Raw genomic sequence first — 15,020 nt, 5'->3', positions numbered from 1 at the left:
CTTGTGCACGACGAAAATCTGGTACTTCCCGCAAACATGACAGTAAACTAACTCCGCTCGTTTCCATCTTTACCTCCTTTTGCCAAACCATTTAGTTTACGTTAAGTAGAACTTAACGGCCCTACCTTCAAAGGGGGACTTTCTTAAAAGTATTGACTTTGAAGTTGATTTCTACAAAACATTTATACCTTAAACTTAATCATCTAAAGCACTAGTTACTGCTTCACAAATATGGTTGAAGCTCCAGTTAGCAATTATTTTTTTAGATGCTTTACCCATATTAGCTAATTCTTCTTTATTCATAGAAGAGCAAGCCTGTAGCTTTCCTACTAAACTTTCTACATTGTCTGCTTCAAAGATAAACCCATTTTTACTATCCTGCACTAAATCTACAGCACAACCCACCTTTGTGCTAGCAATAACAGGAAGGCCACAAGCCATACCTTCATTAACGCACAACCCCCAGGTCTCGCCAGGTCCGCTGGAAGGCAACACTAGTACGTCTCCAGCCCTGTAAACAGCCGGCATCCGTGATTGATTCTGAAAAGGCAGAAAATATATATTGCGATGTTTGGTTGCTTGCTTTTCTAGTTCAGACTCTAAGTTACCATTCCCTACAAATAGCAGGCTATTCTTCGTTGTATCTAATTTGAGAAAAGCCATCAACAGCTGGAGCGGGTTCTTCTTTTTCTCAAATTTACCTGTAAATATAAAGACTACATGATTTTGCGGAATGCCCAAGTTCTTCCTGATTCGCAAGCTCTCTTTCGCATGCAGTGCGTCATCTCCAAAACGCTCATTATCAATCGCATGGGGTGCAAATATAAGATTCTGATCTTTTACGCCATGCTTTAGAAAGTAATTTTTGTTGTTTGTGCCGACATATAAAGCTTTATCAATGTAGCGATAGGTCCATGTCAGAGCCATTCGTCTCAGAAGTAGTTTCAAACCTTTCGTCTCATCCAGCAAGGTGGAATCGCCCCTAAAGTAGATGTTAACTTTCTTATTAAAGTGCTTTAGTACCTGGAGATGGCTTGAAAAACTCCAGCCAAACACCAACAGGTCAGTTGGCTCAAACGCTTCCACATCCTCGATGATAGTCGGGTTGATAACACCTTTGAAGTGGGAAGTGCTGGGCTCTACTGAAGTATTTATAAGGAACTGGTAGGCATAGCCCTCCAGCAGCGGAATGTCCCAGTCTATGACTTTGCCAAATCCTTTATCTACCATACCTCCAGAGGGTTTGCCCAAAGTATAAAACACTTTTACTTCGAGCTCCTGGGTCGAGGCCAGCATTTTAAATACCGGGGCATTGTATTGTATTGGGTGCGTGGTGATAATGGCGAGGCGCTTCATACTAACTGGTCTAACTTTTGGACAAGGGCCTTTGCTGACGCTTTAGCCGAATACTTCTCCAACCTGTCTAGTTCCGGCTTCCACTTAAAATGCCCGCTGAGCAAAACTTGAAGCTTAGCTGAGATATCTGCACGCAATTGCTGTTCATCTGCCTGCTCCTGGTACTCCACCAGCAAGGCTGTTGCCTGACACTCCTGCAACACGTTAACTGCACTGCTCTCATGGTGGAAAATGCCAAACACAGGACGCTTGCTTAATAAGGCTTGAAATGTTTTAGAGGGAGTATAATGCTTTTCTGTGCTTCCGATGATCATGACAGCATAAGCGGCTGATAAAAAGTTGAGCACGTGCAGAAAAGGAAAACGCTCTCTCACCTCATGCACAATGTCTTCAATGTCATACTGCTTCGCATAATCAGCAATCGTGGTACCTGCATATAGTCCGGTCCCCAAAAAGAATAGCTGCTTCCTTTTATCCCAAGCTCCCTGCGCTAACTGTTCTTTTATAGCCTGAAATAAAAGTTTTACAAAAAGATGTGAGTTAGGAAGGAAAGCCCCCGCATATACTAAAGGTTCACAATCTATTCCAGACCAGGGAAGTTTCAGTTTATCAATGATGATATCGTGGTCGTTTGGATCAAAGCCATAAGGCATGCCTACATGCGCAATAGCATTATCTTTGAAGTTTCTTTCCAGTACAGGTGCGTAATAAGCAGTAGAAACTCCAGATATCAGGGCAGCCTTTTTCACAGCAATAGGCTCCAGACACTTTGCCACCAACAGGCTGAATTTTGAACGCCAGTCTTGCCGGTTACTGATATCCCGTACCCAGGGGTCGATATAATCGATACCATAAGGCACTCCTGTTTTGGAATGAATTAGCCTTCCTAATAGGGCGCTATAGAAGGAAGGTATAGGAATCCAAATAAAGTCTATTTTCCTTGAGTTTACTATTTCAATTGATTTTCGGTAGAGGAAGGGGAAAGCCCGGAGACCAATATCACCCACAACTCTGGGCTTTGTAACATTGTATGCTTTAGTATACACCACCTCTATATCTTTTGATGCTGTTCTGGCAATATCAGGGTCTGCTATTTCTTCATAAAAATCAGGAGAAACAGTGAGAAGTATGGGTTGCCAGCCAAACTCTTTGAGAAAATTCGCAATAAGTCTTGGTCGATGCACACCCGCCAGGTTGGAAGGCACCCAATGGGGATATATGATAAGGAGGGTTTTCATGTAGCAAGAACTGCTGCGACAGTGTTTAGTAACTTTTTACTTTCAACCTCCCAATTTAATTCCCTCACAGCCAAATCTCGTGCATTTCGTTGATGTAATTTCAGAAGTTTCCGGTCTTGAGCATATTGTTGTAATACAAAAGCAAGGCTCTCCGGGTCATCATTTTTGTACAGAGAACCAATGGAGGGATGATCTTTTAAAAATTTTTCCTGAGCCTGTGTTTCTGATAGAACCAAGGCATTTCCTGCTAGCAAATAAGTGAAAATTTTGTTTGAAAGGCAGTATTCCCTGTTGAGGCAATGAACTGTCTCTGCCCCTATCCCAATATCAAAGCCAGCAGCAAGTTTAAATATTTCTTCTTCAGGAACAGGATCAACAAAGTTGATCCTGTTTTGATTAATTTTCGCCTCAGTGGCAATGGATATAAGATAATCCTTTATAGCGACAGAAACATTGCCGAGCAAAGTTAATGAAATAGGTACTTCGGAAATAAGGCCCATTGCCCTGATAATATTTTCTATTCCCCTTGTTTTCCCAACGGTTTGTGAAAACCAAAATAAACTTAATGTTGATAAATCTTTCCTTGAAGGATTTTGCTGAAGTACATGCGCTGGAAACACATTATTTAAGACAACAGGCTTGAGTTGAGGGAAAAGACTTTTATAGGCTTTCCCAATCAAAGGACTTGCTACGGATAAGTAGTCTATTTGAGGGAGATATTTATTCTCCAGGTAAATTGTTTGATGCGCTTCCAGACCATGAGAACTAAATTCACCTCTATGGAAATCTTCCGCATCAAACCCGACTTTTACCCGATTCTTACGGGCGACTTTTATAGCAACAGGTAGTGCACCCAGGTTATGTGCAATGTAAAGATCTGCTTTAAACTGTTTTGCTGCCTTTAGCAGCTCCTGCCCAAACAATATGGTACTGAAGTCTGCTACATTGAATACATCACCAGCATAAGCATATACCTTAGACAAGATTTTTCTCCTTGCCCTTGCCCAAATATAACCGTTCTTTTGACTTATAGAATGGTAACCCGCTTTGACAAATTTTATTTGAGGATGCTTCCGAAATAATACTTCATCAAATGCATCTGCCCAGGGAGAAATGGGCACATATACTACTGTTACTGTATAACCAGAACCAGATAGAGCAACTGCTTCTTTAACTAATCTAGGGTTGGCAGACGGTTGACCGGATGAGATGAGAGTAACAGAATAAGCCACTATGAGAAAAGGCTGAGGTAATTTTTGGCAACAACAGAAACGTCGAACTTATTCTTAGCAGTGATTCTGCAAAGTTTTCTATCTATTTGTTTTGTCTTTGGTAAGGCTTCTATCATCTCCTTCTCGTCATTGACCACATATCCAGTGATACCGTCCTCTACTACTTCAGGTACTGATCCTCTTCTATAGCCAATGACAGGAGTGCCACACGCCATCGCTTCTGTCATAACCATACCAAATGGCTCATTCCATTCTAAAGGAAAAATGAATGCTTTTGCTTTCCCAAGATAATGGTTTTTTTGCTCATCATTAACCTGGCCAACATAAATTACCTTTTCATTATCAATATGAGGCTCAATTTCATTTTTGAAATATTCCTGTTCTTCAGGAAGAGGTGACACGTTGCCTGCAATAATCAATTTATTACCTGTAGCTTTTGCTACTTTTATGGCTGTGTGGCAACCTTTCACTCTTTCCAACCTTCCTAAGAAAATAAGTGGAGCGTCCTGCGGAACAGATTCATTCAAAATGTAATTGTCAAATTCAATGGCATTGTAAACAGCTTGCCATTTTCCAGCTATATTACCTCTGGAAACTAAATTGTTACTACATCCGGTAAAGATTAAGTTTCTATTAGGTAACTTGTTAATTATACTGACATTTCTCCTACTGATTTCCCTACCGTATGTCATAATCTTTTTTACCGGATGATTTAGTATTGGAATCAGGTACACCAGCCTACCGAAATTGTGGATCAAATCAAATTGGTCTCGATGCTTCCATAGAAACTTCCAAGCTACAGGAATAGCTTTCCTAGCATTCCATTTTTTTGGAGGAAACCCTTCCTTTCCAAAATCATGCACCACACACCCCTCTACTTCTGAGCCTGTTGTTACTAATAAATGAACATTATGCCCTAAACGTCTATACTCTTTTGCAAACATGTACACTAATCGTTCATGACCTCCATAACCTTTGGGTGGTACTAGGATACCAGGATCCATCACTATAAGAATATTCATTATATGTTGTACCTTTTAGAATAGTAATAAAATTGTAGCTTTCTGGCTACCTTCCAACCCATAATCTTGCAAATCACCTGAAATTTCCAGCCCCATTTATATGGATAATTCACCTTTCCTAATTCCTTAATTTTTGCTTCAACGGCTTTAACTATAGCAGCATCTAAAAAAGGGTAATAAGTTATTAACCATGAAAAATATTTAGTCGCAAATGCATCTCTGACTTCAGCATCGGATGTTTCACTTAATATTACCTTGGCGCTTTTATGTATAGCATTTAAAACAGACATGAATGTTTTTGGTGAGACATCAGTAGACATGTTGGAATTTAAACCTGAACGGTAATAAACGCTTGCAGCTTCGCAGAAACTAACACCCTTGGAAGCCATCAAAAGCCTGGAAGAAAACTCAAAGTCGTTACCTAAGCCTAAACTCTCATCCCAACCTCCACTGATTTCTATGATTCTTTTTGGTATAAGCCACTGCCAGACGGGCAACATATCTGGACCGGCGCTAAGAGCTGCTTTAAACCAATCAATGGAGTTGTCAAAACTTGACCATTCAGGTCGGATGCCAAACTTTGCATCTTCAACACTATGATAGAATCTGGCCCACTTACATAAAATAAGATCCCCCTCATTCTCAATAGCAGCTTTAAGCATGGCCGCTATATGGTCTTTGTTCATAAGATCATCCGCATCAAGAAATTTTATATATTCACCTTTAGCAAGGCTTAATCCATAATTAGCAGCTGCACATTGCCCACTATTAACTATGGTAAAGTATCTTAGGCGACTATCTTTAAAATTTTTGATTTCCTCGAGTGTGCCATCAGTTGAACCATCGTCAACCACTATTAAGTCAATCTCCTGGTAGGTTTGATTAAGGACAGATGCTATAGCATCGGAGATGTAAGCTGCAGAATTATAAGCTGGAATGATAACACTGATCAGAGGAGTGTAAGGCATAATAGTATAACAGCTTTAATACTGTAGGGTAGATTATTATTTTAGCTTAAGTTGCCTATTTGGTGCAAGGGCATCAACAAAATCGTGCCACTCTAACTTTGCACTCTTTTTACAATTACTAAAAGAACGAATATCTAGATGTCTCAAGCTATGCTTCACAATATTTCGGCATAAAATTCGCCTGTACTTTTGTAAAATTAAATTCGATTCGCTCTTATCAAGAGGCACTTCAGAAGAACTCAGGATGTCTTGGTTCATAAGGTATCTCTCCCACAATATTTTACCATAAGTGCGTTGCTCCTCTGAAGCCTGCTCATCATGAATCCTCCAGTAAATTAAATTTGTAGGTAAAGCAACAACATCATATTTTGCAGCAATTTGCAATAGCAGGTGGGTATCACCTACAGACCCAAAGTTATTATTAAATGAAAACTCATCCAGTACTTCTCTTCTAAAGATAACTGCACTTGGTCCTGGAAATAATAGGCCGCCCTTCAAAAAATGGAGCCTATATGCATCTTCAGAACTTATTTCAAAAGGGAAAGGCTTAGCAGGCGGAGCAATTTCATATTGAATTCCAAAACCTGCACGAGGGTAAAGCTCTAACGCGTCAATCATGTACTGTAAGGAATGCGGGTAAATGATATCGTCAGAATCTAAAAATTTTATGTACCTGCCTTTTGCCAACTCTATGGCAAAGTTCCTGTTACTAAATTGTCCTTTATTGATTTTATTTACATAAACCTTTACCCGAGGATCTTTTGCCGCGATATTCTTTGCTATGTCAGCTGTTCTATCCGTAGAACAGTCATCTACCACTACTAATTCTAGATCATGAAAGGAAGATGCCAACACACTTTCCATAGCTGCTTCAATATACCTTTCCCTGTTATAAGAAGGCATCAACACACTAACAGCAGGCTTAACAAATTCCATTTCAGTTATTTATTAATTTAATCTAGCGAGTAAACTTCTAAAGGTACTAGTAACAAAATCTGGTATCAAGTGTTGGTCTAGCCTAGATCCGTAGGTTTTTGAAGCTAATTTATCTTTCTTTTTTGTATCAAAAGCTTCAAAAAAAATCTCCTCGATTTTTTTTACGTTTAGAAATGGATCAAACAGTGTTCTTGCACGTTTCTCCCCTTTTTGAGATAATTTTTTTAATAAAGCTCTATCATTATTTAACATAGTGATATAGTGTACATATGCATCAATATCACCAACCTCTACATAATAACCTGTTTCCCCTGGAGTTATCAACTCATCAGTTGCACCGGCCCAATTAGTTACTAAAGGTACAAGACCAGCCTTCATCGCCTCCACTAAGGAAACGGGAAAGCCTTCTTTGATCGAAGGTAAGAGAAAAATATCGTTCTCAGGTAATAGTTTTACTACAGCCTCGTTGCTAAGACTTGAATGATGGGTAACAATAGGATTATTACCCCAAACTTTTTCCTGTTCTTTATTCTTTAGTCCTTCACCTATAATAGTCCACTCAACTGTTATGCCTTTTTCCTTTAATTTTGTATTGATGAGAGGTAAGATATCAAATTGCTTGTTAGTGTCATCTAATCTTCTAACACAAAAAAAAGCTTTAAGAAATTGATTATTCCTTTCTAAACTTTTTACAGGTGGCACAGGAAATCTACAACGGGAAATACGTGGTGCCTCATGAGGCAAAATTGAGCATAGATTAGAATATATAACTTTGCTAACTGTAATATATCGGTCAATGGAGCTAACGTGCTTCTTAGCAAGTTTATAATAATAATCATAGTCCCCATGCAAAAACTGAACAACAGGATTTTGAAGGCCTAAATTAGTTGCCATTCCAAGTTCAAACCAGTCATGTGCTACAACTACGGCATTGGCATCTGGCAATAATCTTGATAGTCTTTTGCAAATATGATAGAAATTTGATTTGGGGTTATAAAAGAAGACGTTTTCGCTTTTCGCTCCATCTATATCTAGTAACCTGAACTCAGAAAGTTTATTTTTATTTATGACATGGATAATATGGTGTTCAATGAGTGGATTTACAGAATACTTAATTATATTAATGATAACGGATAAAACACCACCCCCACTTCCATTATGAAAATGATAAACTTTAAGTTTATTTTGCTCCAATAATGTCATTTTTAGTAACGGAAAAGTAATACTATAGATTTATCACTTTTGGTCCTATTGCCTTAAAACTAATTGCCTCTGCATATGCTTTTTCCATTTCTTTGCCAATCTTATTTAAGTTGTATTGCCTTAGCACTTTTGTTCTAGCTGATTTCCCCATTTCTCTTCTTAAACCAGGATTTTGAATAAGAAATTTGATTGCTTCTTCTATTTGCTTGTAACTTGTAGGGTCTATTAAAACTCCTGCATCATTAGCTAACATTTCACTCATGCCGCCTTTGTTAGAACCTATTACTGCTCTGCCCGCGCTCATAGCTTCCAGACACACGTAGGGGAAATTTTCCCACAGACTAGGAACAACACAGATATCAGCATCTGCTAAATAATCTGGTACTTCTTCCAGGCTGATAGCTCCTTTGAAGTGTATGTTATTAAATCCTTTTAAAACACCTTCTAAATAAGATCGCATGGATTTATCTTCTAATGGTGAAGGACCATCATTACCAACAAAAATAAAATTTACGTCCTTATAAGTTTTTACCACACCAGGAATAGCTTTAGCAAGGTTAAGTACCCCTTTCTGAATATTTAATTTTCCAATAAATAATATATTGATTGGTTTCTTATCTTCTTTGGAGACAGGAATCGCCAAAGCACTTTCAGCAGGTTCGTAAGGGTTCGGTATAACTTTTATTTTATGCTCTGGAATTTTCCAATCCTTAACAATGATATCTTTTAATGATAAAGAAGGGCTAAGAACTAAATCTGCTTTAGAGGTAAAAAGAAAATCTTTATCTCTGGTTAAATCTGGTTTACCCCAGGGCCTCCAAACACCTCTCCTAAGATTACCAATAAGAAACCGCAGCTTTCTGAAAGAAGGAGTATAAAAATTCAATAGGTTGATGAGTAAATAGGTAGGAGCATGTAATTTTACTACTAAAGGCAAATCAGGAAATGCATCTTTGGCTTTTGCTCCATCAGCATTGATTTCGGCACATTCAAAAACATCAAAACCTACAAGATGATGCCGCTCTTTAAATTTATCAACTACATTTGCTCTAAACTCGTCAGGGCTCTTACATAATATTCTATGTGTTAGAACTCCTTTATAATTTTCGGAACATTCTCTTTGGTAGCTACCGGAAAATATTTCAACATGATGCTCTAAAGAGACCATCGCTGACGCTATCTGACCGATATAAGTTGCTATACCACCTTGTCCTATATCAGGAGGGTATTCATAACTTATAAAAGCTATTTTAAGCCTTAGCATATTTTAATGTCTTTATCAGTTTAGCTAATATTCTTTCTACAAATTTCCGCTTCTTACTTTTTGTCATAAGATTTACCTGGGCATTTGTCCAATACTGCCAATTATGATCAAAAAAAACAGAATACTTATGAGATAAATATTCTAAACTATCAGCTAGTCTTTTACTATTGTACCTTTCTAAAACTGCTTTTTTATCTCGTGTTGTTTTTTGATACTTATGATCATGTATAAATTTTATATCTTCAATAAAGCTCATGCGAATAGGGCGTTTCTTAACCAGCATTCTAATTCCCATTTCATAATCTTCGAAACAGAATAATTTAGGATCATAAACTCCTACCTCATCGAATAGGCTTCTTCTTATAAAGGAGGCCCCACCAGGAAACCAGTTGATATTTTCTCCAGCTAATGGAATTGATTCTACAATGTTAGATTCTATAAGTTCCAGCTTCTTCAGTGCAGCGAATGAATTTTCATGCACATTAAATAGCCTAGGAATAAAAACTTCTATAGCAGGTTTATCCCCTATCTCCCTTTGTAAAATATCTATCCAATTAGCAGGATCAACCGTTATATCACTATCAGGAAAAACTAACCAATCTTCATTGGTACTTTTGATTAAAAAACTTCTACCGCCGGGGCAACCTAAATTTTCATCTGAATGGAAAAATATGATGTTCTTTATGTGAGAGAATTTTGATTTCAGTTTTTCAAAAGCTAGGGCTTGAGAACCATTATTTAATATATAAAGATTACAGTGTTCAGAATAAAAGCTTTCAATACACTCTATCGTCTGGTCTAGCTTTTCGAAAAATAAGATACAGACACCGAGAGATAATTTTGTCATGTTACTTTTCTTTACGTATTCTATAGTTACTCAAAAATATTCGGTACAGGTTTTTCATAAAACTTCCCCCAAAGATTTTCATCGATAAATGAGCCATTTCCAAAGCTTCTTTCATAGGGAATATTATTTTATGTGACCTGATTGTATGAAACAGGTAGAAGCTTAAATCCTTATGAAATGATACAGCGTCAGCATACTTTGAAATATCTGTCTCAAAAGATGATGTAAGTTTTAGATCAGAGAAAATCTGAAACTGAGTTTTAATTTTCTTCAATAAAATCTTGTTATCAAAATTATTAGAGATGTTATGTTCACTCTGCCTTAAATAAACTACACCCTTAGGTAAAGCATAAATCCCATTATCTCTGCCAATCAAGTACCAGGCTATATCATCACTTCCCCACGCAAAAGGATAGTCAGGAAAACCACCAATCTGAAGCAACTTTTCCCTCCTGAAGATATATTCAGCTAGCGAACTCATTCTTTCTAACTTTATCTTTTTATGATAAGCTATAAAAGAAGGTTCATAGCCACTAAAATCCTCATTAGCTAAGATTACTTCTTCATTGTTATTTACTGCAATAGACCTAAATCTGTACAAGTCACATTTGTTATCTAATGCAGTATAAAAAGCCTCGACACAATTATCAGAGATATAATCATCATCAGGAAGCACCCATATCCAGGGTTCATCCTGAGAAAGTTCTATAGCTCTATGCCAGGCTTTTACTAAAGATTTGGACCCAATATTTTTTGAAAAAAATTTGTACGTAATTGCCAGACGGTCTCTAAATAAATCAATTGTATGCTCAATAGTATCGTCTCCGGCATCATTAGCTACATATACATTAAACCTTCTATCAGTCTGGTTTGCTAAAGAATTTAGAGTTTGATAAAGATAGTTTCCTTTATAAGCAGGAATAACTATACCCAATTGAGCAGATGTTCCTTTCAATAGTTCGATATAGTTTTTTTACCTAATAATTTACTTGTCCAGGAACTAGCAGAAGAACTAGAAGACTGGTAATGAATTTCTTCTTCACTATAGTTCTTAGGATCAATGTACCATGGAAGATGCTGTGCAACATATGGATATCCCGTTCTTAGAGCTGTCAACTCAGAACCACCCTTTGCTCCTGGTCTGTAGAGGGCAAAAGTTGTATCAATGGGTGCATCAAATATACCTGGCGAAACTTCCTTATCCCAGAACTTAGACTCCCATCTTACTACATTTTCTTTTAAAGGATAACAATCCGGCAAATCATCAATATTTAATCCAAACCCAACTTTGTTGACCTGCTCATATTTATCAAGAATATTTTTGAAGTGAAAAAGCACGTCATCAGGACAAGTATCAATGGGAAGAATATCTGGATCTGTATAGACATAATAGTCATCAGAAAAACGAGTATAGATAACAGTTTTCCATAAGGCCAGGAAACCTACATTCTTATTTAACTTATAAACCGTATGCGGCGTCCGCTCATAAAAATCAAGTAAAGGTGCGAAGGTTGATTTGTTATCAATTATATAAATGTTACTGTACCCTGCTTCTTCAAACCAGGAGATCATCCTGGTCAAATAATTTAACCTGTTATAGTTATTGATGATGATAGGTATGTTTTTGTAATCAGTCTCTGTTTTTGCAAATAATTTACGGCACTTATTCTTTAGCCGGAATAAAAGATTTGCGCTCTTGGCCATTGAGCAATCTATGTAAACTATAGGCATTACTTTTTCTGTATGGCACTCGGTACAACAAACAATTTAAAAAGAAGTGAAAAATAAAGCCTGGAGATTTTAAATTTGCCACTCCTGATTAAAAGCTTCATTGCCTGCTTTGCTTCCTGGTGATATCCTTTAAGAAAAATTGTGTTAATAAACTTCTCGTACCAAAAAGACATTAATACTCCCCTATCAAGTTCCTTCACATCCCAAAACTCACTGTTGTACTTATTGGCTTGTGGCAACTCTTTTAAACATTCAAGCAGACCTTTAGAAAAACTTAACTGTTCAGCCAGGTGAACCCAGATATCATTCTGTTCATACCAGAACAATTCAAAGCCTTCATGCACACTCTTGGAACTTAGATGTAGCCTAAAATGTGCAAATAATTTATCTGTAACACCTACACTGTCAGCACCATATTTTGACAAATAACGAAACCATAGTTCATTATCAAATACATAGCGCAAGGAGTCGTTAACACCATTCAGCTGTTTGATAACACTCATCCTATAGAATGTTCCGGGTTGGTTCATAGCAAAATGAGTTATAGTATCGGTAGTTGTAGCCTCTACACCCATTCTATAGGTATGACTTGTTTTTTTATCTTCTTCAAAAAAACAATGCGTGAAGCCACATAATGATTTTTTTTCAGGATGTTTAGAAAAGAATTCTCCTATAATATGTAAAGCACCAGGTTCTAAGTAATCATCACTGTTAATCCAGTTAAAGACATCTCCTGTAGCCATGGCTATTCCTTTATTAATGGCATGGGCCTGACCATTATCTGGTTCACTTACCCAATAAGCAATTTTTGATTCATACTTACTGATTACATTAAGAGTGGAGTCTTTACTTCCACCATCAATAATGATAAGTTCGTAATTTGGGTAATCCTGTTCAATTATTGATAGAATAGTTTGTTCAATGTATTCCCCTTGATTAAAACTCGGTGTGATGATTGATATTTTAGGTAAGTACAAAACGTAAATGTTTAATGATCTCGGAAAATTTTGCAGCAGTCCTGTAGTTCTAATAGCAAAATGGCTATTATGTCTGCCTTCACAGTTTATAATAACTAAAATTTTATGATACTTTAAATTTACGTTAGAATCACATTACATCAAACCTAACCAACTGGCAGGTGCTTTTATGTCATGTTATACACCTTTTTATAAACTGCTAAAGTTTCAGCTCTACAGGTTTCCCAGTTGAATTTTTTTAACTGGGCTTCTCCATTCTTTACAAGAGATTCCTTTAGCTTTGTATCATACAGCACCTTTTGCGCAGCATCCTGTATCTCTTGTATACTTTTCGGGTCAAAATAAAGAGCGGCATTATTACCGACTTCTGGTAAAGATCCTCCATTACTAGCTATAACCGGACAGCCAGTTCCAAAGGCTTCCAGCATTGGAAAGCCGAACCCTTCATATAAAGAAGGGAAAATAAAAAGGGCAGCATGTCTGTAGAGCCAGGAAAGTTCATTATCGTTCTCAGGATAAATATGTAGGACCTGGTTCAGAATACCTAAATCTCTAAAAAATAAAAATTCATCACTAGTAAACGGGTGCCCTGTACATAATAATTGTAGCTCTTCGTCGCTTTTAAGTAGTTCCGATAAGGCAATTACAGGAAAGTAAAAGTTTTTGTATATGTGCCTGGTACCGACAAACAGAATATACTTTTTTAATCCTTCTGTATTTTGTGGTTGCACAGGTATCACGGAATCAAAGTTTGATGCTAATGGAATGACCGTGATTTTATCTTCAGGCAAATTGAAGATATCTATAAGGTCATTTTTAGTATTTTGAGAAATGGCTATGATATGTTTTGCCTTTTGGCAAAGCAGCAACTTATTATGTGATGTACGATCTGTTAAAGCAAAATATTCTTTAAAAATCTCATGTATCATGTCATAAACCGTTAATACAAACGGCTTATCTGTTAAATCCAGGAAATATGGATCATAATAAGTGGGGTGGAAAATATCGTATTCTCCACTTTTAATAATGTTAAAAGCTTCTTCAGGAAACAGAGGGGTGTTATTCTGTTCATGCAAACCCATTGTCCTTTTGAGGAACCGGGTACCTCTCGAGACTAAATCAGTTTTGACTTTTGATTTTACTGGCCTGAACAATTCAGGATTGATAGAGGCAACTTCTGTTGCAGCTCCCTTCAACTGCATTATTTCTTGGTAGTAACGGTTTATACCACCAAACTTTTGAGCAACAAAAATTTGGTGGTCATAAAGTATTTTCATGCGTTTGCTCAATTTGCTCTTTCCAATACTCTATAATGTCTCTTAAGCTTTCATCTAAGGGTATACTTGGCTCAAAACCTATAGCTTCTTTTATTTTGTCATTCGACCCTATAATGATTTGATTATCATTTGGTCTTATAAACTTTTCATTAACCTGATTCTCCACCTCAGTACCCAAAATCATTCCCATTTTGTCCAGGACTTCTTTCAAGGTAGTTCCGGTACCGCTACAGATATTATAAATTTCCCCTTTCTTACCTTTTTTAAGTAATAAATAATATGCTCTTACAACATCACGGACATCAACAAAATCCCGGATAATGGAGGTATCACCTGTAACTAAATGTGCTTTACCTTCTATCCTGGCCATGGAAACCAACTGTTTGGCAAAAGATGAAATAACAAATAAATCCCTTTGACCAGGACCTATATGATTGAAAGAACGGGTCATCACTATATCCATTCCATAACCCTCTACATATACAGTTGAAAGCATTTCCTGTGAAACTCTTGCTACTGCATAGGGACTTATTGGATTTAGGGGATGCTCCTCTTTGAGTGGCATATCTTCAGCATGTACGTTACCGTATTCTTCAGAAGAGCCAATTGAAAGAATCCGGCAGTCCAGGTTCATGCCACGTACCTTTTCCAGGAGATTTAGGAAAATATTTGTATTGTTTGCAAAGCTAGCTACCGGGTTTTTCCAGCTGAAGGCAACACTACTGAATGACGCTAAATGAAGGATGTAGGAAGGCTGAAACTGGTAGATTATATTGTCTACCTGGTCTTTGTCTAAAAGATCTGTTCTTTCAAAACTACACCTAACGTATTTAAAACCATATATATTGAACTCCGGTCGATGAATATCTACACCTAACACATAAGCAGGTACTTCCTGCTCGTCCAGAAAATCAAGAAAATGCTTTGCTACAAAGCCTGAAAAACCAGTTACAAGGTATTTTTCCATTT

General features: G+C 37.2%; 14 protein-coding genes. All 14 read right to left on the bottom strand.

The window, feature by feature from the left end:
* Positions 1-195: 195 nt before the first annotated feature.
* The 14 genes from E1919_RS09580 to E1919_RS09515 all read right to left on the bottom strand — a co-directional run bounded on the left by E1919_RS09580 (position 196) and on the right by E1919_RS09515 (position 15,018).
* Positions 196-1,230: a glycosyltransferase family 4 protein gene (locus tag E1919_RS09580; RefSeq protein WP_237144206.1), complete on the bottom strand. Its 1,035-nt coding sequence runs from the start codon at positions 1,228-1,230 to the stop codon at positions 196-198.
* Between the two features lie 122 nt (positions 1,231-1,352).
* A complete protein-coding gene (locus tag E1919_RS09575; RefSeq protein ID WP_162053135.1) occupies positions 1,353-2,594 on the bottom strand; it encodes a glycosyltransferase family protein in 1,242 nt (413 codons plus the stop codon).
* Positions 2,591-3,826 carry a glycosyltransferase family protein gene (locus E1919_RS09570; protein ID WP_162053134.1) on the bottom strand — a complete coding sequence of 412 codons (1,236 nt, stop codon included), beginning with the start codon at positions 3,824-3,826 and terminating at the stop codon, positions 2,591-2,593. Before E1919_RS09570 ends, E1919_RS09575 begins: the two co-directional genes overlap by 4 nt.
* Positions 3,826-4,848 (bottom strand): glycosyltransferase, encoded by a 1,023-nt coding sequence (locus tag E1919_RS09565; RefSeq protein WP_162053133.1) that lies wholly within the window; start codon positions 4,846-4,848, stop codon positions 3,826-3,828. The genes E1919_RS09570 and E1919_RS09565 overlap by 1 nt, the downstream gene beginning before the upstream one ends.
* Positions 4,848-5,816 (bottom strand): glycosyltransferase family 2 protein, encoded by a 969-nt coding sequence (locus E1919_RS09560; RefSeq protein ID WP_162053132.1) that lies wholly within the window; start codon positions 5,814-5,816, stop codon positions 4,848-4,850. The genes E1919_RS09565 and E1919_RS09560 overlap by 1 nt, the downstream gene beginning before the upstream one ends.
* A gap of 36 nt (positions 5,817-5,852) precedes the next feature.
* Positions 5,853-6,752 (bottom strand): glycosyltransferase family 2 protein, encoded by a 900-nt coding sequence (locus tag E1919_RS09555; protein WP_162053131.1) that lies wholly within the window; start codon positions 6,750-6,752, stop codon positions 5,853-5,855.
* A 12-nt stretch (positions 6,753-6,764) separates the two neighbouring features.
* The gene (locus tag E1919_RS09550) at positions 6,765-7,946 is read right to left on the bottom strand and encodes a glycosyltransferase family 4 protein (RefSeq protein WP_162053130.1); all 1,182 of its coding nucleotides are present in this window, start codon (positions 7,944-7,946) and stop codon (positions 6,765-6,767) included.
* Positions 7,947-7,977: 31 nt separating this feature from the next.
* Positions 7,978-9,219 (bottom strand): glycosyltransferase family 4 protein, encoded by a 1,242-nt coding sequence (locus E1919_RS09545; RefSeq protein WP_162053129.1) that lies wholly within the window; start codon positions 9,217-9,219, stop codon positions 7,978-7,980.
* Positions 9,206-10,066, bottom strand: a complete 861-nt coding sequence (locus tag E1919_RS09540) for a glycosyltransferase family 2 protein (RefSeq protein ID WP_162053128.1) — start codon at positions 10,064-10,066, stop codon at positions 9,206-9,208. Before E1919_RS09540 ends, E1919_RS09545 begins: the two co-directional genes overlap by 14 nt.
* A gap of 1 nt (position 10,067) precedes the next feature.
* Positions 10,068-11,021, bottom strand: a complete 954-nt coding sequence (locus tag E1919_RS09535) for a glycosyltransferase family A protein (RefSeq protein ID WP_162053127.1) — start codon at positions 11,019-11,021, stop codon at positions 10,068-10,070.
* Positions 11,018-11,770 (bottom strand): glycosyltransferase family 2 protein, encoded by a 753-nt coding sequence (locus E1919_RS09530; protein ID WP_162053126.1) that lies wholly within the window; start codon positions 11,768-11,770, stop codon positions 11,018-11,020. Before E1919_RS09530 ends, E1919_RS09535 begins: the two co-directional genes overlap by 4 nt.
* Before the next feature lie 26 nt (positions 11,771-11,796).
* Positions 11,797-12,774 (bottom strand): glycosyltransferase family 2 protein, encoded by a 978-nt coding sequence (locus tag E1919_RS09525; protein WP_202915886.1) that lies wholly within the window; start codon positions 12,772-12,774, stop codon positions 11,797-11,799.
* Between the two features lie 167 nt (positions 12,775-12,941).
* Positions 12,942-14,051: a glycosyltransferase family 4 protein gene (locus tag E1919_RS09520; protein WP_162053125.1), complete on the bottom strand. Its 1,110-nt coding sequence runs from the start codon at positions 14,049-14,051 to the stop codon at positions 12,942-12,944.
* Positions 14,035-15,018, bottom strand: a complete 984-nt coding sequence (locus E1919_RS09515) for a GDP-mannose 4,6-dehydratase (RefSeq protein ID WP_162053124.1) — start codon at positions 15,016-15,018, stop codon at positions 14,035-14,037. The genes E1919_RS09520 and E1919_RS09515 overlap by 17 nt, the downstream gene beginning before the upstream one ends.
* Between the last annotated feature and the right edge of the window lie 2 nt (positions 15,019-15,020).

The sequence above is a fragment of the Pontibacter pamirensis genome (genome assembly GCF_010015475.1).
In the GTDB taxonomy this organism is placed as follows: domain Bacteria; phylum Bacteroidota; class Bacteroidia; order Cytophagales; family Hymenobacteraceae; genus Pontibacter; species Pontibacter pamirensis.
Note: the sequence above shows the minus strand (reverse complement) of the source record. Positions and strands in the feature narration are given on the sequence as shown.